13 protein-coding genes and 1 rRNA gene are annotated in these 18,507 nt (G+C 72.8%); 10 read left to right on the forward strand and 4 right to left on the reverse strand.

The window, feature by feature from the left end; genetic code table 11:
• Nucleotides 1-91 (forward strand): 5S ribosomal RNA (gene rrf, locus ACFYON_RS15280); the annotation flags it as partial.
• Nucleotides 92-187: 96 nt separating this feature from the next.
• Here the strand turns inward: rrf and ACFYON_RS15285 are convergent.
• On the reverse strand, nucleotides 188-865 hold the full coding sequence (locus ACFYON_RS15285) for a hypothetical protein (RefSeq protein WP_354873928.1): 678 nt from the start codon (nucleotides 863-865) through the stop codon (nucleotides 188-190).
• A gap of 69 nt (nucleotides 866-934) precedes the next feature.
• On the opposite strand from ACFYON_RS15285, the gene ACFYON_RS15290 reads away from it, so the two are divergent.
• From ACFYON_RS15290 to ACFYON_RS15300, 3 genes are read left to right on the forward strand one after another with little or no spacing between them, the layout of a single operon-like run.
• A complete protein-coding gene (locus tag ACFYON_RS15290; protein ID WP_354873926.1) occupies nucleotides 935-3,553 on the forward strand; it encodes a valine--tRNA ligase in 2,619 nt (872 codons plus the stop codon).
• 58 nt (nucleotides 3,554-3,611) lie between these two features.
• Nucleotides 3,612-4,946, forward strand: coding sequence for a bifunctional folylpolyglutamate synthase/dihydrofolate synthase (locus ACFYON_RS15295; protein WP_387190278.1), 1,335 nt, complete (start codon nucleotides 3,612-3,614; stop codon nucleotides 4,944-4,946).
• Nucleotides 4,943-5,347, forward strand: coding sequence for a DUF4233 domain-containing protein (locus ACFYON_RS15300; RefSeq protein WP_354873922.1), 405 nt, complete (start codon nucleotides 4,943-4,945; stop codon nucleotides 5,345-5,347). Before ACFYON_RS15295 ends, ACFYON_RS15300 begins: the two co-directional genes overlap by 4 nt.
• Before the next feature lie 21 nt (nucleotides 5,348-5,368).
• Here ACFYON_RS15300 and ACFYON_RS15305 read toward each other — a convergent pair whose 3' ends face one another.
• On the reverse strand, nucleotides 5,369-6,715 hold the full coding sequence (locus ACFYON_RS15305; protein ID WP_354873920.1) for a VOC family protein: 1,347 nt from the start codon (nucleotides 6,713-6,715) through the stop codon (nucleotides 5,369-5,371).
• A 144-nt stretch (nucleotides 6,716-6,859) separates the two neighbouring features.
• Between ACFYON_RS15305 and ndk the strand changes: the two genes are divergently transcribed.
• Complete coding sequence (gene ndk / locus ACFYON_RS15310; protein ID WP_354873918.1) at nucleotides 6,860-7,285, forward strand: nucleoside-diphosphate kinase; 426 nt, start codon at nucleotides 6,860-6,862, stop codon at nucleotides 7,283-7,285.
• A gap of 112 nt (nucleotides 7,286-7,397) precedes the next feature.
• Here ndk and ACFYON_RS15315 read toward each other — a convergent pair whose 3' ends face one another.
• Nucleotides 7,398-7,838, reverse strand: a complete 441-nt coding sequence (locus ACFYON_RS15315; protein ID WP_357711146.1) for a carboxymuconolactone decarboxylase family protein — start codon at nucleotides 7,836-7,838, stop codon at nucleotides 7,398-7,400.
• Nucleotides 7,839-8,258: 420 nt separating this feature from the next.
• Between ACFYON_RS15315 and ileS the strand changes: the two genes are divergently transcribed.
• Nucleotides 8,259-11,405 (forward strand): isoleucine--tRNA ligase, encoded by a 3,147-nt coding sequence (gene ileS / locus ACFYON_RS15320; protein WP_357711149.1) that lies wholly within the window; start codon nucleotides 8,259-8,261, stop codon nucleotides 11,403-11,405.
• Nucleotides 11,406-11,560: 155 nt separating this feature from the next.
• Entirely contained in the window at nucleotides 11,561-12,253 is a 693-nt protein-coding gene (locus tag ACFYON_RS15325; protein ID WP_354873913.1) for a lysophospholipid acyltransferase family protein, read from the forward strand.
• Nucleotides 12,254-12,257: 4 nt separating this feature from the next.
• Here ACFYON_RS15325 and ACFYON_RS15330 read toward each other — a convergent pair whose 3' ends face one another.
• The gene (locus tag ACFYON_RS15330; RefSeq protein WP_354873911.1) at nucleotides 12,258-14,144 is read right to left on the reverse strand and encodes a hypothetical protein; all 1,887 of its coding nucleotides are present in this window, start codon (nucleotides 14,142-14,144) and stop codon (nucleotides 12,258-12,260) included.
• A 257-nt stretch (nucleotides 14,145-14,401) separates the two neighbouring features.
• On the opposite strand from ACFYON_RS15330, the gene ACFYON_RS15335 reads away from it, so the two are divergent.
• The 3 genes from ACFYON_RS15335 to ACFYON_RS15345 all read left to right on the forward strand — a co-directional run bounded on the left by ACFYON_RS15335 (nucleotide 14,402) and on the right by ACFYON_RS15345 (nucleotide 18,506).
• Nucleotides 14,402-16,387: a TIGR03960 family B12-binding radical SAM protein gene (locus ACFYON_RS15335; protein ID WP_354873909.1), complete on the forward strand. Its 1,986-nt coding sequence runs from the start codon at nucleotides 14,402-14,404 to the stop codon at nucleotides 16,385-16,387.
• Nucleotides 16,388-16,557: 170 nt separating this feature from the next.
• Nucleotides 16,558-16,995 carry a hypothetical protein gene (locus tag ACFYON_RS15340; RefSeq protein ID WP_354873907.1) on the forward strand — a complete coding sequence of 146 codons (438 nt, stop codon included), beginning with the start codon at nucleotides 16,558-16,560 and terminating at the stop codon, nucleotides 16,993-16,995.
• 14 nt (nucleotides 16,996-17,009) lie between these two features.
• Nucleotides 17,010-18,506 (forward strand): hypothetical protein, encoded by a 1,497-nt coding sequence (locus tag ACFYON_RS15345; RefSeq protein WP_354873905.1) that lies wholly within the window; start codon nucleotides 17,010-17,012, stop codon nucleotides 18,504-18,506.
• The last annotated feature ends 1 nt before the right edge of the window (nucleotide 18,507 follow it).

Here is an 18,507-nt window from a genome sequence, read left to right on the forward strand (position 1 = left end):
GCCCGGTAACATTCCGAACCCGGAAGCTAAGCCCTCCAGCGCCGATGGTACTGCACTCGGGAGGGTGTGGGAGAGTAGGACACCGCCGGACAAACATTCGAATTCAGGGCCACCCCCAACCGGGGTGGCCCTGAATCGCGTCATGCCCCCGAGAGCCGGCCGGAGCCCGGCCCTCGGATGAGCGAGGTCAGCGGCGCTGGACGGACTCGCGGATGTCGCGGAACAGCGTCGCGGCGTCGTCGACGCGGCGGCCCGGGAACATACCCATCACCACGCTGCCGTGGTCGGCCCAGCCGCAGACCGCGAAGTCGCCGCCGTCGCCGCTGGTCGTGCCGCACTTCATCACGCCACCCAGGCGGCCGGCGTCCACCTCGCGCAGCCCGGCCACCCGGCCGGTCTCGTCGGCCATCAGCCGGAACAGGGTGTCCAGGTCGCGTTCGGGCTGCCACAGCAGCGTCGTGCCGCCGAACAGGAGCACCGAGCGCTTGACGTCCCCCTGGTCGGAGTAGACAGCCCCGAAGCCGCGATCCAGCTCGATGTCGGCGGCCAGGCCGTCGCGCAGGTATTCGGCGGTGCTGCGGGCCCGCTCGCTGTCGTCCCGTACCAGGCCGGCCACCTCGGCGGGCTGGCCGAGGGTGGTGTCCTTCTGCTGGAGCACGCGCCAGCCGCCCAGCCCGAGGGCGCCGGCGCCGGCCAGGCCGGCCGCGACGAGGGCGGTCAGGATGATCTTCCGGCGTCGCGAGAAGGGACGGCGTTCGGGCTCCTGCGCGGGATCGCGGCGGCTCAGCTCGATCGGCTCTTCGGTCAGCTCGACCGGATCGGAACCCCCGTCGACCGCGCGCTCGGTGAGATGCGCGTCGGACATGACCGCCACCGTACGCGAATCACAGGTGGTGCACGTCGGGTCCCCGAAAGCGCTCCGTAGACTTTCAGGGTGACCGAGAGACTGGATGCCCGACGCCCCGACGCCCCGACCCTCGCCGGCCAGTACCAGCCCGGCGAGGTAGAGCAGCGACGGTACGAGCAGTGGGTATCCGGCGGCCACTTCCGGGCGTCGGCGGACAGCGAGAAGCCGCCGTTCACCATCGTCATCCCGCCGCCGAACGTCACCGGCTCGCTGCACATGGGTCACGCGTTCGAGCACACGCTCATGGACGCGCTCACCCGGCGCAAGAAGATGCAGGGGTACGAGGCGCTCTGGCTGCCGGGCATGGACCACGCCGGCATCGCCACCCAGAACCTGGTCGAGCGGCAGCTCGCCGGGGAAGGGCTGTCCCGCCACGACCTCGGGCGGGAGAAGTTCGTCGAGCGGGTCTGGCAGTGGAAGGCCGAGTCCGGCGGCGCGATCCTCGGCCAGATGCGCCGGCTCGGCGACGCGGTCGACTGGGACCGTGAGCGCTTCACCATGGACGAGGGCCTGTCCCGGGCCGTGCAGACCATGTTCAAGAAGCTCTTCGACGACGGGCTCATCTACCGGGCCAACCGGATCATCAACTGGTGTCCGCGTTGCCTCACCGCGCTGTCCGACATCGAGGTGGAGCACACCGACGACGAGGGCGAGCTAGTCTCGATCCGCTACGGCGACGAGGTCGTGGTGGCGACCACCCGCGCGGAGACGATGCTCGGCGACACCGCGGTGGCGGTGCACCCCGACGACGAGCGCTACCGGCACCTGATCGGCACCGAGGTGGAGGTGCCGCTCACCGACCGGCGCATCCCCATCGTGGCCGACGAGCACGTCGACCCGAGCTTCGGCACCGGCATGGTCAAGGTGACCCCGGCGCACGACCCGAACGACTTCGAGATCGGCCAGCGGCACGACCTGCCCTCGCTGACGATCATGGACGAGCGCGGCGTCATCACCGCGCCCGGCCCGTTCGAGGGCCTGGACCGGTACGAGGCCCGCCCGGCGATCGTCGCCGCGCTGCGCGAGCAGGGCCGGATCGTGGCCGAGAAGCGTCCGTACCTGCACGCGGTGGGGCACTGCTCGCGGTGCAAGACGACTGTCGAGCCGCGGCTGTCGTTGCAGTGGTTCGTCAACACCGCGCCGCTGGCGAAGGCGGCCGGTGACGCGGTGCGCGACGGCCGGGTGAAGATCGAGCCGGCCGAGCTGGCCAAGCGTTACTTCGCCTGGGTCGACAACATGCACGACTGGTGCATCTCCCGCCAGCTGTGGTGGGGCCACCGCATCCCCGTCTGGTACGGCCCGGACGGGGAGATCGTCTGCGTCGGCCCGGACGAGGAGCCGCCGTCCGGCGAGGGCTGGCGGCAGGACGAGGACGTGCTGGACACCTGGTTCTCCAGCGGGCTGTGGCCGTTCTCCACGCTCGGCTGGCCGGAGCGCACCCCGGACCTGGCGAAGTTCTATCCGACAAGCGTGCTCGTCACCGGCTACGACATCCTGTTCTTCTGGGTCGCCCGGATGATGATGTTCGGCCTCTACGCGATGGACGGCGTGCAACCGTTCGACGTGGTGGCGCTGCACGGCATGGTCCGCGACGAGCACGGCAAGAAGATGTCGAAGTCGTTCGGCAACGTGGTCGACCCGCTGGACTGGATCGACCGGTTCGGCGCCGACGCCACCCGGTTCACGCTGGCCCGGGGCGCCAACCCCGGCCAGGACGTGCCGGTCAGCGAGGAGTGGTGCCAGGGCTCCCGGAACTTCTGCAACAAGCTCTGGAACGCCACCCGCTTCGCGCTCCTCAACGGCGCGCACACCGACGGCCCGCTGCCGGACGCCGCCGGCCTCTCCACCGTCGACAGGTGGATCCTGTCCCGGCTGGCGCACGTCACCGCCGAGGTGGACGAGCAGTTCGAGGCGTACGAGTTCGCGAAGGTCTGCGACCTGCTCTACCACTTCGCGTGGGACGACGTCTGCGACTGGTACGTGGAGCTGAGCAAGCCGGTGCTGGCCGAGGGCGGCCCCGCCGCCGACGCCACCCGCCGCGTGCTCGGCCACGTGCTGGACCAGCTCCTGCGGCTGCTGCACCCGGTCATCCCGTTCGTCACCGACGAGCTGTGGGCCGCGCTCAGCGGCGGCGAGACCGTGCTGACGGCGTCCTGGCCGGTCGCCGACCGTACCCTCGTCGACGACGCCGCGGAGGGCGAAGTCGGCACCCTCCAGCGGGTGGTGACCGAGGTCCGGCGGTTCCGGTCGGACCAAGGGCTGCGACCGACCCAGCGGGTCGCGGCGCGGCTCGACGGCCTGGCCGGCGCGGGCATCGCGGCGCACGAGCCGCTGGTGCGCTCGCTGGCCCGGCTCGACGCGCCGGGCGACGACTTCCAGGCCAGCGCCACGCTCGCCATGCCCGGCGCGGTCAGCGTCGCGCTCGACACCCGCGGCTCGATCGACGTGGCCGCCGAGCGGGCCCGGCTCACCAAGGACCGGGCGGCGGCCGAGAAGGAAGCCACCCAGGCGCGGGCGAAGCTGGACAATCCGGCGTTCGTCGGCAAGGCGCCCGAACCGGTGGTGGCGAAGATCCGGGAACGGCTGGCGGTGGCCGAGGCGGACCTGGTCCGGATCGACGCCGCACTGGAGGCGCTTCCCTCGTGAGCGCGAGGAGTGAGCCGGGGTCGCGAGCCCCGCAGTCGCGAACGAAGGATGGCTCCGCATGAGTGACCGCACCGAATTCGCCGAGGTGGAGGCCGCGCTCAACGCGCGCGGCTTCACCCGGATGCGCTTCGAGCTGGAGAAGATCGAGACGCTGCTCGACCTGCTCGGCAGCCCGCAGCGGGCGTACCCGTCGATCCACCTGACCGGCACCAACGGCAAGACCTCGACGGCCCGCATGATCGACTCGCTGCTGCGGGCGTTCGGGCTGCACACCGGCCGCTACACCAGCCCGCACCTGGACACGGTCCGGGAGCGGATCAGCCTGGACGGCGAGGCGGTGAGCGAGGAGCGGTTCGTGGCGATGTACCAGGACATCGCGCCGCTGGCCGAGCTGGTCGAGCAGCGGTCCACCGAGCCGCTGACGTATTTCGACATGACCACGGCGCTGGCCTTCGCCACGTTCGCCGACGCGCCCGTCGACGTAGCGGTGGTGGAGGTCGGGCTCGGCGGCGTGGAGGACGCGACGAACGTGATCCAGGCCGGCGTCGCCGTGATCACCCCGATCGGGTTGGACCACACCGAGTGGCTCGGCGACACGATCGAGGACATCGCGCTGCACAAGGCGGGCATCATCCACCCCGGCGCCACCGTCATCGCGGCGGCGCAGGAGGAGGAGGCGGCCCGCCCGCTCCTGGAACGCTGCGCCGAGGTAAACGCCACCGTGGCGCGCGAGGGCGCCGAGTTCGGCGTGCTGCGCCGCGCGGTCGCGGTCGGCGGCCAGGTGCTGACCATCCAGGGCCTGGGCGGGGTGTACGAGGAGATCTTCGTCCCGCTGCACGGCGCGCACCAGGCGCAGAACGCGGCGGTGGCGCTCGCCGCGGTGGAGGCGTTCCTCGGCGCCGGGGCGCGACGGCAGCTCGACATCGAGGCGGTCCGTGAGGGCTTCGCCGCGACCAGCTCGCCGGGCCGGCTGGAGCGGGTGCGTACCGCGCCGACGGTGCTGCTCGACGGCGCGCACAACCCGCACGGGATGGCCGCGACCGTGGCCGCGGTGCAGGAGGAGTTCGCGTTCAGCAAGCTCGTCGGCGTGCTGGCGGTGCTCGGCGACAAGGACGCGGCGAGCCTGCTCGAACTTCTCGAACCCGTGCTCGACTCGATCGTGGTCGCGGAGAACAGCTCGCCCCGGGCGATGCCGGTGGACGAGCTGGCCGAGCTGGCGCGGGAGGTATTCGGGCCGGAGCGGGTGCAGGCCACCCGGGAGATGCCCGACGCCATCGAGGCGGCGGTGGCGGAGGCCGAGTCCGACGTGCCGGGCGAGCTGTCCGGGGTGGGCGTGCTGGTCACCGGATCGGTGGTGACAGTGGCCGACGCCCGCCGGCTGCTCAAGCGATGACCGGCTCGCAGCAGGGTGCGGGCGCGGACCAGTCGGCCGGTCCGGAGCAGGTGGGCGGCGAGCGGCGGTCCGGGCTGCGGAACCCGGACAAGGCGGTACGCGGGCTCGGCGCCGGCACCATGTCCCTGGAGGCGCTGGTGCTGCTGCTGGCCATCCAGCCGATCCGGGTGGTCGGCGGGGACCTGAGCGGCGCGGCGATCGGCGCGATCGTGGCGCTGGCGGTCGCCTGCGTGGTGCTCGCCGGCATGATGCGCCGCCCCTGGGCGTGGCACGCCGGCACCGTGATCCAGGGCCTGCTGCTGCTCTCCGGGCTGCTGCACTGGTCGCTCTTCGCGCTCGGGGTGATGTTCGCGCTGGTGTGGGCGTACGCGCTGCACGTGCGGCGGGTCATCCTCGGCTGAGGACGGCCCGCCGCGTACGGCTCAGGCGTCGGCGAGCGTGCGCCACTGGGTCAGCGCGACGCCGTGGCCGTCGGGGTCGCGGAAGGCCGCCGCCCACACCTCCAGCTTGGTGCCCCGGTTGACCACCCGCGGGGCGTACGTGAACCGGACGCCGGAGTCGCGCAGCCGCTCGTACGCGCCCTGGATGTCGTCCACCTCCAGGTTGACGTGCACCAGCCGGCGGCTGATCGGGGCGGCGCCGGTCACCCGGCGCAGCACCAGCCGGGTCGGCCCGGAGGCGAGCACGGCGTTGCCCTCGCCCCGGTCCAGCTCGTCGAAGCCGAGTTCGCGGTAGAAGTCGAGGGACCGGTCCAGGTCGGCGACCAGCAGCGTGATGCCGACGCCGCTGATCGGGCTGGCCAGCTCCTCCGGTTCGGCCGGCTCGGCCGTGCCGGACGAGCCGAAGATGGCCTCGTCCAGTTCCTCGGCGGTCGGCGGCACGTCGGAGCGTCGAGGCGCGTCCGAGGGGTCGTCCAGCGGCACGTCGATCGGGTCGGGCACGGTGTCGGCGGCTGCCGGCCCGGGGTCGACGAGCAGGGTCTCGACCGGCACCGTGTCGACCGGCTCCTCGGCAGGCGAGCGGGGCGCCGGGGCGCGGCGCGGGAGCGGGCCGGCACCGGGGCCGGGGCCGGCCGTGCGGTCGGCCCGTTCGACGAGTTGCCCCTCCAGCACCACCGGGCCGCCGGGGCTCTGGTGCAGCACCACCGGCTCGCGTTGTTCGGCCCGGGGCGGGACGTCGTCCAGGTACGGGTCCGGCGCGGGCGGGTAGTCGTCGCGGAAGTCCTCCTCCGGCGCGCGCCCGGCCCACGGCGGCGCCTCCTGCGCGATCAGCGGCTCGTCCAGCGGGTCCGGCTCGGGGGCGTACTCGGGTGGCAGGTCGGCGAGGGAGGCGGCGCTCTCCGTGTGCGTGGGCACCTCGTCCCAGAGCACGCGTACGTGCCGCTGGTCGTCCAGCGCCACCCGGACCGGCAGCGCCTGGCCCAGCGAGGGCCACTTGGCGACCGGCACCCGAGGCTCGATGATCTTCTTGGAGCGGGGCGGCAGCCCCGGCGCGTCGATGACCAGTTGCAGCTCGCACCGGCCGAACGCGTACTGGGTGGGCGGCTCGGAGGCGCTGTGCACGTGCCCCAGGCCGATCACCCACGTGCGACCGCCGCCGCGCACCGTGGCCAGGGCGATCGCCAGCACCAGCAGGGCGACGCCGAGGGCGACGATGGCCCAGCTCGTCATGCCGAGCCCGAACACCGTCACGAAGGTGGCAACGGTGCCCAGCACCACGCCGATCAGTTTGCGTACCGGCGCGATCGTGCGGTTCCCGCCATTCGCCACAGTGGACCTCCCAGGGGTTCCAGGGCCAGGCTAGGCCGCCGCGGCGGGCCAGGGAAGACGCAGCCGCCGCGCCGGCGCCGGGACCGGGTCGCTACGCTGACCGTACCCAGCCGAACCCCGTTGAGCGCACAGGAGGCAACCAGCGTGTCCAGCAGCAGCCCGGACGAGCGGACGCTCGTACTGATCAAGCCCGACGCGGTGCGCCGAGGTCTGGTGGGCGAGGTCCTGTCCCGCTTCGAGCGCAAGGGGCTGCGGATCGACGCGCTGGTGAGCCGGAGCATGGACGGCGACTTCGCCGACCAGCACTACGCCGAGCACGTCGACAAGCCGTTCTACCCGCCGCTGAAGACGTTCATGACCAGCGGGCCGCTGGTGGCGCTCGTGCTCTCCGGCGACCAGGTGATCGAGGTGGTGCGCGCGATGATCGGCAGCACCGACGGCCGCAAGGCCGCCGCCGGCACCATCCGCGGCGACCTGTCGCTGTCGAACCGGGAGAACCTGGTGCACGCCTCCGACTCGGCGGACAGCGCCAAGCGCGAGATCGCGCTCTGGTTCCCCGAGCTGGCCTGACCGACCCGCCGACGGCCCCGGTCCCGCGCCGCGCGGGACCGGGGCCGTCGTGTGTCCGCGGTCGGACCAGGGCCGCCCTCAGACTAGGGCCGCCGTCGGACCAGGGCCGCCGTCAGACCCGGGCCGGCGGCTGGGTCTGGCAGGTCACCGCGATCCGGTTCCACACGTTGATGGTGGCGATCGCCATCACCAGGTCGGCCAGCTCCTTCGCCGACCACACCTTCGCCGCGGCGTCCCAGACGTCGTCCGGCACGCCGTGCTCGCCGAGCCGGGTCACCGCGTCGGTGAGGGCCAGCGCGGCCCGCTCCCGCTCGTCGAAGAACGGCGCCTCGCGCCACGCCGCGACCGCGAACAGCCGGCGGCTGTCCTCCCCGGCCGCCAGGGCGTCCCGGCTGTGCATGTCGACGCAGAACGCGCAGCCGTTGCGCATCGACGCCCGCAGCTTCACCAGCTCCAGCACGGTGTGGTCCACGTTCGCCCGGACGTACTTCTCCAGGCCCAGCACGGCCTGGTACGCCTCCGGCGCCACCGCCGCCATGTCCATCCGGCTCATCGCCGCCTCCTCCGAGATTCGGGTACGTGGACAGGACGAGGCTGCGCGGGCGCGGTGTGACGGGACCGCGGTGTGACGGTGGTCATGATCGGACGTCGCCGTCAACCTCATGATCAACGGGGGGAGGGCCGGGCGGGCGATACTCGGCGGCGCGGCGGGCGGGGGGTCGAGTACGCTTGACGGGCACAGGCGACGACCCGGCCATCACCGGCGAGCCTCCGGAAGAACGGCCGGGTCACCGGCTCAGTAGACCCGGACGGGACCGGCCCGTCACAGCCGGCCAACGAGCGGGCGGTCGCACCTCGGCCGCCAAGCGGGGTGGTACCGCGGGCCAAGCCCGGGCGCCGGTCACGGCGTACCGGATTCGGCTCGTCCTCGCAGACCACTGACGAGTGAGCTGCTGAGGGAGAGCGACAGGCGATGGCCTATCCGTTGCACGACCCGACCGGCGCCGGTGTCCCGGCGAGCCCGGACCTGCCCGCGGTCGAGCGCCGGGTGCTGGAGCACTGGACGGCCGACAAGACCTTCGAGGCGTCCGTCGAGGCCCGCGACGCCGGCCCTGACGGCGAGAACGAGTACGTCTTCTACGACGGCCCGCCGTTCGCCAACGGCCTGCCGCACTACGGCCACCTGTTCACCGGCTACGTCAAGGACGTGGTGCCGCGCTACCAGACCATGCGCGGGCGGCGCGTCGAGCGCCGGTTCGGCTGGGACTGTCACGGCCTGCCCGCCGAGGTGGTGGCCGAGAAGCAGCTCGGCATCACCACCAAGGCGGAGATCCTCGACCTCGGCGTGGCCCGGTTCAACGACGCCTGCCGCGCCTCGGTGCTGGAGTTCACCCACGACTGGGAGCGGTACGTCACCCGGCAGGCCCGCTGGGTTGACTTCGCGAACGACTACAAGACGCTCGACCTGGACTACATGGAAAGCGTCATGTGGGCCTTCAAGACCCTGCACGACAAGGGTCTGGTCTACGAGGGCTTCCGGGTGCTCGCGTACTGCTGGCGGTGCGAGACGCCGCTGTCGAACACCGAGACCCGGATGGACGACGTCTACCGGGACCGGCACGACCCGACGCTCACCGTCTGGTTCGAGCTGACCGCCGACGAGAACGCGCCGGAGCCGCTGCGCGGGCCGGTCAAGCTCGGCGTCTGGACGACCACGCCGTGGACGCTGCCGTCGAACCTGGCGCTCGCCGTCGGCCCCGACATCGAGTACGCGCTGCTCGAGCGCGACGGCGAGCGGTACGCGGTCGGCGCCGCGCGCCTCGGCGCGTACGCCAAGGAACTCGAGGGGTACGAGCAGGTCGGCACCGTGTACGGTCGCGACCTGGTCGGACGCCGCTACACGCCGCTCTACGACTTCCTCGTCGAGCCGGCCGGCCCGAACGCCTACCAGGTGCTCGGCGCGGACTTCGTCACCACCGAGGACGGCACCGGGATCGTCCACCTGGCCCCCGCCTTCGGCGAGGACGACCAGAACACCTGCAACGCCGCCGGCATCCCCACCGTCGTGACCGTGGACGACCACACCCGGTTCACCGCGTTGGTCCCGCCGTACCAGGGCGAGCAGGTCTTCGACGTCAACAAGCCGGTGATCCGGGAGCTGAAGGAGCGGGGGGTGGTGCTGCGGCAGGACACCTACACCCACTCCTACCCGCACTGCTGGCGCTGCGACACCCCGCTCGTCTACAAGGCGGTGTCGTCGTGGTTCGTCGCGGTGACGACGTTCAAGGACCGGATGGTCGAGCTGAACCAGCAGATCAACTGGACCCCCGGGCACATCAAGGACGGCTCGTTCGGCAAGTGGCTGGCGAACGCCCGGGACTGGTCGATCAGCCGGAACCGGTTCTGGGGCTCCCCGATCCCGGTGTGGCGCTCCGACGACCCGAACTACCCGCGCGTCGACGTGTACGGGTCGCTGGCCGACATCGAGCGTGACTTCGGCGTACGCCTGACCGACCTGCACCGGCCGGCGGTGGACGACCTGGTCCGTCCCAACCCGGACGACCCGACGGGGAAGTCGATGATGCGCCGGGTGCCGGAGGTGCTGGACTGCTGGTTCGAGTCCGGCTCGATGCCGTTCGCCCAGGTGCACTACCCGTTCTCCAACCGCGAGTGGTTCGAGCACCACTACCCGGGTGACTTCATCGTCGAGTACATCGGGCAGACCCGCGGCTGGTTCTACACCATGCACGTGCTGGCCACCGCACTGTTCGACAGGCCGGCGTTCCGCAACTGCCTCAGCCACGGCATCCTGCTCGGCTCGGACGGGCGCAAGATGTCCAAGAGCCTGCGCAACTACCCGGACGTCTACCACGTGTTCGACTCCTACGGGTCGGACGCGATGCGGTGGATGCTGATGTCCTCGCCGGTGCTGCGCGGCGGAGACATGGCGGTCACCGAGTCGGGCATCCGGGACGCGGTGCGCCAGGTGCTGCTGCCGTTGTGGAACGTCTGGTACTTCTTCTCGCTCTACGCCAACGCCGACGGCCACACCGCGCGGCGTCGTACCGATTCCACGAACGTGCTCGACCGGTACGTGCTGGCGAAGACGAACGAGCTGGTGGCGACCGTCGGCGCGCAGATGGACGCGTACGACATCTCCGGCGCCTGCACGACCGTGCGGTCCTACCTCGACGCGCTCACCAACTGGTACGTGCGCCGGTCCCGGGACCGGTTCTGGGCCGGCGACGCGGACGCGTTCGACACGCTCTGGACCGTGCTGGAGACGCTGTGCCGGGTGGTCGCGCCGCTGGCGCCGCTGACCGCCGAGGAGATCTGGCGCGGGCTGACCGGCGAGCGGTCGGTGCACCTGACCGACTGGCCGCAGGCGGCGCAGTTCCCGGCCGACCACGAGCTGGTCTCCGCGATGGACAACGTGCGGGCGGTCGCCTCGGCGGCGCTGTCGCTGCGCAAGGCCAAGGGCCTGCGGGTGCGGCTGCCGCTGGCGAAGCTCACAGTGGCGTCGCCGGTCGCCGACCAGCTGCGGCCCTTCGCCGAGCTGGTCGCCGACGAGGTGAACGTCAAGGAGGTCGTGCTCACCGACGAGGTGTCCGCGTACTGCCAGCAGGTGCTCACAGTGGTGCCGCGGGCGCTCGGCCCGCGCGTCGGCAAGGCCGTCCAGCAGGTGATCAAGGCGGTCAAGGCGGGGGAGTGGGAGCTGCGCGACGGCGCCCCGGTCGCCGCCGGGGTCACGCTGGCCGAGGGCGAGTACGAGCTGCGCCTCGTGGCCGCCGACGCCGAGCACTCCGCGCCGCTGCCCGGCGGTGAGGGCGTGGTCGTGCTGGACACCGAGGTCACGCCGGAACTGGCCGCCGAAGGGCTGGCCCGGGACGTGGTGCGCGTCGTGCAGCAGGCCCGCCGCGACGCCGACCTGGACGTCTCGGACCGGATCACGGTGGCCGTCTCCGCCTCGGAGGAGGTACGCGCGGCGGTCGCCGCGTACACCGGGTTCGTGGCCCGGGAGGTGCTCGCCGACAGCGTCGACTTCGCCGACGGCCTCGACGGCTTCGACGGCGAGGCGGGCGAGGGCGAGCGCGTGACAGTGGTGGTACGCAAGGTCTGATGTAAGGCGGGGGCCCTTCCCGACGCCTGAGGTACAGGAAGGGTCCCCGCTCGACACCCGCCCCAGGAGTGGACCACGGGCGACCCGCTCGGTGGCGGACGGCAGCGTCCGCTACCGTGACAGCGCCTGTTTCACGTACGACCGCCGGAGGACCCGTGCCCCTGCTCTACACCATCGGCAAGCTCACCGTGGCGCCCGCGCTCCGGTTGGCCTTCCGTCCGCACGTGGAGGGTTTGGAGCACATCCCGGCGACCGGTGGCGCGATCTTCGCCAGCAACCACCTCTCCGTCGCCGACGAACTGCTCCTCGGCACCGTGGTGCCCCGCCACCTGGCGTTCTGGGCCAAGTCGGAGTACTTCACGGGCACCGGGCTCAAGGGCGGCTTCTCCAAGTTCGTGCTCACCGGGCTGGGTGCGATCCCGGTCGAGCGGGCCGGTGGGCGGGCCGCGCTCACCGCGTTCGACGCGGCGATCCCGGTGCTCAAGGCCGGTGACCTGGTCGCCGTCTACCCGGAGGGCACCCGCTCCCCGGACGGGCGGCTCTACCGCGGGCGTACCGGCACCGTCCGGCTCGCGATCGCCGCGGGCGTGCCGATCATCCCGGTCGGCGTGACCGGAACCGACAAGGCCCAGCCGATCGGTACGCGGATCCCGCGTCCCGGCCGCGCCAAGATCACCATGAAGTTCGGCAAGCCGCTGGACTTCACCGGCCGCCCCGACGACCGCACGTCGCTGCGCGCGATGACCGACGAGATGATGGCCGAGATCCAGCGGCTCAGCGGCCAGGAGTACGTCCCGCGCTACGCGCCGAAGCGCGCCGACCAGGCCGGCGGCGAGCAGACCGCCTGAGCGGTCAGGACTTCGGCACCACCACACGCTGGCGCAGGTCGTTCAGCAGCCGCCCGCTGTCGTCCACCGACAGCCGGGTGAACACGCCGGCGGCGAGACTGCCGTGGTCCACCGAGACGCAGACCACCACCGAGTCGCCGTCCGCCAGGCCGACCGCGCATCGCGCGTACCGGCCCCGGACGCCGGTGTCCACGCTCACCGACCCCTGCAGGGCGTAGTCCCCGGCGAGGCGGTCGAGTTCCGACTTGGCGTCCGACTCCGGACTGAACCGCAGACCGGTGCTGCCGAACAACGTCACCTGCTTGTCGTCGCTCGTGGTGTAGATGCCGGCGAACGTGTCATCGGCGAGCAGGTCCGACGCACGTACCCGGGCTTTCAGCTTCTCGGCGGCGGCCCGGCTGCTCTCGTCCTGGCGCAGCTGCAGCGAGTCGATCTGGTCCGGGAGGCCGGCGCTGGCCGGGTACTGGCTGGAGATCGGCTGGAACCACCAGAGCGGGAGGCCGCAGCAGCAGGCGACGGAGAGCAGCAGCACCCAGGGCCAGCGGCGCCGGCGGCGGTTCCGCTTGGGCGGCTGCTGCCAGCCGGGCGGCGGCGCGACCGGCGGACCGGCCTTGCCCCGGCGTTGCTTCGGCGGCCGTCCGCGCTTCGCCGGCGGCGCGACGGGCGCGGCCGGCGGCATCGGCCGGGCGGCCGGCGGCGCGGGGTGGCGCGGCGGCGAGACCGGCCGGGCCGCTCCGGGGTACGGCGCGCCGGGCGGCGACACCGGGCGGGCGGCGGGCGGCGCGGGATGGGCCGCGGGCGGTGCCGGCTGCGGGGCGGACTGCGCCGGCGGCGCCGGGTGGGCCGGGTGCGGGTTCGCCGCGGCCCAGGGCGCGGTGTACGGCAGCGTCGGCGTCAGCGGCGGCAGCTCCGGCGAGTGCAGCTCCCAGCCGGTGGTGTCCACCCCCGCCCACGGGTCGACCGGTGTGGCGTGTTCCGGCGCTGCGAGCGGCGGCACCGGCGTGGGCTCGGCGGACTCCCCCCAGGCGGGCCGGCGTGGCGGCGGTGGCGGGACGGCGGCGGAACCACTCCAGCGGGGCGCAGGCGCCTCGACCCGGGTCGGGTCGGGGGTCGTCTCCACACGTGTGGGATCCGGCGTGCTCGCGGCCCGGGCGGAGCCGGCGGCGTTCTCGACCTTCGTGGGGTCCGGGGCGGTCGTGGCCCGGGGCGGCTGCGGCGCGAGGTCGACGCGGGTCGGATCCGGCCGGCGATCGGTCCGGGGAGTGGGTACGGGCGTGGTGCGGCCCGGAACCGGAGCCGATCCCCGAGCCCGGGTGACCGGTGCGGGCGATCCTGTCTCGGCGGTCGGCGCGTCGGCCGTGTCACCGGGTGTCCCGGCGTCGCCGGCCGCCGTGCCGGCGGGCGGGTGCGGGTTGGCGTCGTCGAGTAGGGCGGTGTCGGCAGGGCCCGCGTGGCTCCCCGCCGGTTCGGCCTGCGGTGCCGGTTCGGTCGGTACGGGCGTGGACTGAGGGCCGAGGGTCGAGGTCGCCGGGCTCTGCGCGGTCGGGACCTCGGGCGGCGAGTCGTGGGAGTGATCGCCCGGCGGCCGGGCGCCGGGCGGCTGCTCGTCGGACGCGGCGGACGGCTGGCGGTCGGGCGCACCGTCGTGCGGCCGGCCGTCGGCGTCGGACGGGCGTTCGACGGGCGCCCCGGCGGGGGTCTGGTCGGCGGCGGCGTCAGACGGTCGGTCGGCCGGCGCCCTGTCGGGGGTCCGGTCGTCGACGGTCTCCGTGCCGGCCGGAGCCGAGGCGCCGGTGGCGTCCTCGGTGTCGACGGCGGTCGGCGGCTCGGTGACGGACGGCATCTCGGCCCCGTCCGCCGGTCGGCGCGCCGCCGGCTGCGGCTGCGGCATCGCGGCTATCTCCTCTCGCGCCCGTTGCGAGGTTAGTACCGTCCCGCCACCCGGCACGAATCCCGCCCGCCCCCGCCCACCCTCCGCCCCGCACCGGTGGCCCGGTCCCCACGCCCGGTGATCAAGGAGTTCGTGTCCGTCAGGAGCGCGGGACAGCACGCAAACTCCTTGATCAACGCGGCGGAGGTGGGCGCGGGCGGGTGGCGGCGGGGCGGAGGGCGAGGGAGGGCGGGGGGCACCGCGTACGCTTGGGCATCATGAGTGCCCCGTCCACGACCCCGCGTCCCGCCGCCGCCAACTCGGTCTGGCCCCGGCTGGAGCCGTTGCTGCCGCAGGTGACAAAGCCCATCCAGTACGTGGGTGGAGAGCTGGGAGCGGTGGTCAAGGACTGGGACGCGGCCACCGTCCGCTGGGCGCTCATGTACCCGGACGCGTACGAGGTGGGCCTGCCCAACCAGGGCGTGCAGATCCTGTACGAGGTGCTCAACGAGCTGCCCGACGTGCTGGCCGAGCGCACCTACGCCGTCTGGCCCGACCTGGAGAAGCTGATGCGCGCCCACGGCGTGCCGCAGTTCACCGTCGACGCCCACCGTCCGGTGCGTGACTTCGACGTGTTCGGCGTCTCGTTCTCCACCGAGCTGGGCTACACCAACCTGCTCACCGCGATCGACCTGGCCGGCATCCCGCTGCTCGCCGCCGACCGTACCGACGCCGACCCGGTGATCGTGGCCGGCGGGCACGCCGCCTTCAACCCGGAGCCGATCGCCGACTTCGTCGACGCCGCGGTGCTGGGCGACGGCGAGGAGGCGGTGCTGGAGATCACCGCCATCGTCCGGGAGTGGAAGGCGGAGGGCTCCCCGGGCGGCCGGGACGAGCTGCTGCTGCGGCTGGCCCGCACCGAGAGCGTCTACGTGCCGCGCTTCTACGACGTCGACTACCTGCCGGACGGCCGGATCCAGCGGGTCGTGCCGAACCGCCCGGACGTGCCGTTCCGTGTGCACAAGCGCACGACCATGGATCTGGACGCCTGGCCGTACCCGAAGAAGCCCCTGGTCCCGCTCGCCGAGACCGTGCACGAGCGGTACGCGGTGGAGATCTTCCGGGGCTGCACCCGGGGCTGCCGGTTCTGCCAGGCCGGCATGATCACCCGCCCGGTGCGGGAGCGTTCGATCACCACCGTCGGCCAGATGGTCAAGGAAGGGCTGGAGTTCTCCGGCTTCCACGAGGTGGGCCTGCTGTCGCTGTCGTCGGCCGACCACTCCGAGATCGGCGACATGTGCTCCGGCCTGGCCGAGCAGTACGCGGGCACCAACGTCTCGCTGTCGCTGCCGTCGACCCGGGTGGACGCGTTCAACATCGACCTGGCCCAGGAGCTGTCCCGCAACGGGCGGCGGACCGGTCTGACCTTCGCCCCGGAGGGCGGGTCGGAGCGGATCCGCAAGGTGATCAACAAGATGGTGTCGAAGGAAGACCTCATCCGCACGGTGGTCACCGCGTACTCCAACGGCTGGCGTCAGGTGAAGCTCTACTTCATGTGCGGCCTGCCCACCGAGACCGACGAGGACGTCCTGGAGATCGCCGACATGGCGCACGAGGTGATCCGGGCCGGCCGCGCGGCCACCGGGTCCAAGGACATCCGCTGCACGGTCTCCATCGGCGGGTTCGTGCCGAAACCGCACACCCCGTTCCAGTGGGCCTCGATGGCGCCGCCGGAGGTCATCGACGCCCGGCTCAAGCTGCTCAAGCAGGCGATCAACAGCGAGCGCTCGCTGGGCCGGGCGATCGGCTTCCGCTACCACGACGGCGAGCCGTCGCTGATCGAGGGCCTGCTGTCCCGGGGCGACCGCCGGGTCGGCGCGGTGATCCGCAAGGTCTGGGAGAACGGCGGCCGGTTCGACGGCTGGAGCGAGCACTTCTCGTACCAGCGGTGGGTCGACGCCGCCGCCGAGGTGCTGCCGGCGTACGGCGTCGACCTCGACTGGTACACCACCCGGGAGCGCGAGGAGCTGGAGGTCCTGCCCTGGGACCACCTCGACTCCGGCCTGGACAAGGACTGGCTCTGGCAGGACTGGCAGGACTCGCTGTCGGAGTACGAGCAGGACGACTGCCGCTGGACGCCCTGCTTCGACTGCGGCGTGTGCCCGTCCATGGACACCGAGATCCAGATCGGCCCGACCGGCCGCAAGCTGCTGCCGCTCACCCCGGTCAACGGGCTGAAGCTGCCCGCCGCGGCCCAGGGCTGAGGCCGCAGGACTCCGACCGAGCGCGGGCACCCGACCGGGTGCCCGCGCTCCGCCGTCTCTCCCGGCGGTCGCCGCGATACGCGGGGTGGGGGTGCCCCGACTGGTCCTTCCTCGATACGCTGCGTCCGTAATGGACCGGCCGGGGCCGGCAGCGGGGGAGGACAGGCAGCATGGGTATCAATCCGCCGGACACCGGCGATCTGCACGTCAGCGTCGAGGACCTGGATGCGACGGCCGAGTACATCGAGCGCCTCAAGCAGTACGTCGAGGACACCATCTCCTGGGAGATGGAGCGCATCAAGCTGAACATGAAGGGCGACAGCAACAGCCCGCAGATCGTGGCCAACGGCACCCCGTTCGGCGCGTTCGACGACGCCCGCCTCCAGTGGCAGGAGCTGGAACGCTCCACGGCCAACATGGAGGCTCACCTCAAGGGCCTGTCCGCGAAGCTGGACGGCCTGAAGAAGGGCACCCAGGACATCGCCAAGGCGTTCCGCGACGCCGAGGAGCGCAACGCCGCGAACGGCAAGGACATCGAACGGCTGCTGGAGTCGGCGGCTCCGCCGCCCACCGGCGCAGAGCCGCCCACCTACCCGTACCCGGCCTGAGAGAGGAGACGGTCATGGCTGGAGCCACCTGGGAACGTTGTGTCCGCGAGGTGACGCTGTCGGCGGATCCGTACACCGTCGGCCTGGTCGGCTCGGGGTGGAGCAACCTCTCCACCGCGCTCGGTCACCTGCGCGACTCCCTCGTCGGCCGGTCGTTCGTCGGCCCGATCGCGGCCGGCCAGGAGCGCCCGCACACCGGCGGCCTGCCCGGGATGCTCGCCGGCTGGAAGGGCAGTGGCGGCGACGCGTACCGCGAGCACCTGTCCGAGATCGGCAAGGACATCGAGGAACTCATCACGCACGCCAGCAACGTCAGCGGCGCGCTGTCCCGGATCGAGGGTGACATCCGCAAGACGGTGGCCAGCATCCCGGTCCCGCTGATGGACAACTTCGGCTGGAACGAGTGGAGCCTGCCCGGCGGCACCGAGCTGGACGACGCCCGCGACGGTGAGAGCCAGTCCGGATTCCTCGCCGCCCTGCGCAGCGACTTCCAGGCCAACCAGGCGTTGTACGCCGACGGCGCGTTCCGCGACAAGGCCGACGACCTCGAAGCCACCATGAAGATCGACGGCAACGCCAACGACCAGAAGCGTGGCGGCTGGTGGGACACCAAGTCGCACCTCGACAACTGGTACAACGACAACCAGAAGGCGGCAAACACGGCGATGTCGCCGTTGCCGGCCGCGGTGGAGGCCGAGCGCCCCAAGCTGGCCGTACCCCGCCCCTCCGGGGACGATCTGGGCGACGGCTACCGGCCCGACCCGCGGGTTCCCCCGGCGGGCGTGCCCGGCGGCGGCCTGCCGGGCGGCGGCGCACCCGGCGGGGGTGGGCCCGGCGGCGGCCTGCCCGGCGGCGGCCCGACGCCGTCCCTGGGCAGCACCGGCATCGGTGGTGGCATGCCCGGTGGCGGTTCGTTCACCCCGCCGAGCACCGGTGTGCCCGGCGGCGGCATCCCTGAGGGCGGTTCCTACACCCCGCCGGGCACCGGCGGGATCCCCGAGCTCGGCGGCGCCCCCGGCTCGGGCACCCCGGAGTACGGCAGCGGCCTGGCCGGCGCGGGCGGACCGGGCACGATCACCGCCGGCGGACCGGGCACGCTCGGTCTCGGTGGTGGCGGTGGTGGCGCGGGTGGACTGAGCGCCGGTGGCGGCGGCTTCGGTGGCGGCGGCGCCGGGCTGGGCTCGGCCGGCGGGATCGGCGGCGGCGGGATCGGGGCGGCCGGCGGAATGGCCATGGGCGGCCTGCCCGGCATGGTCGGTGGCGGTAACGGCAAGGTCCCGCCGCTGACCAGCGCGGCCAGCGCGCTGAAGGCCGCGGCCGGTGCGGGACCGGGCGGCGCGGCCGGTGCGCGTGGCGGGATGGCCGGGGCCGGGATGATGGGCGGCGGAATGATGGGCGGCCACGGCGGCGCCGGTCACGGCGGCGACGCGGCCGGGCACTCCTCATGGTTGACTGAGGACGACGATCCGTGGGGCACCGGTGACGGTGCGTCCCCGGGCATCCTGCGATGAG

Source organism: Micromonospora sp. NPDC005686, from assembly GCF_042871665.1.
Classification (GTDB): domain Bacteria; phylum Actinomycetota; class Actinomycetes; order Mycobacteriales; family Micromonosporaceae; genus Micromonospora.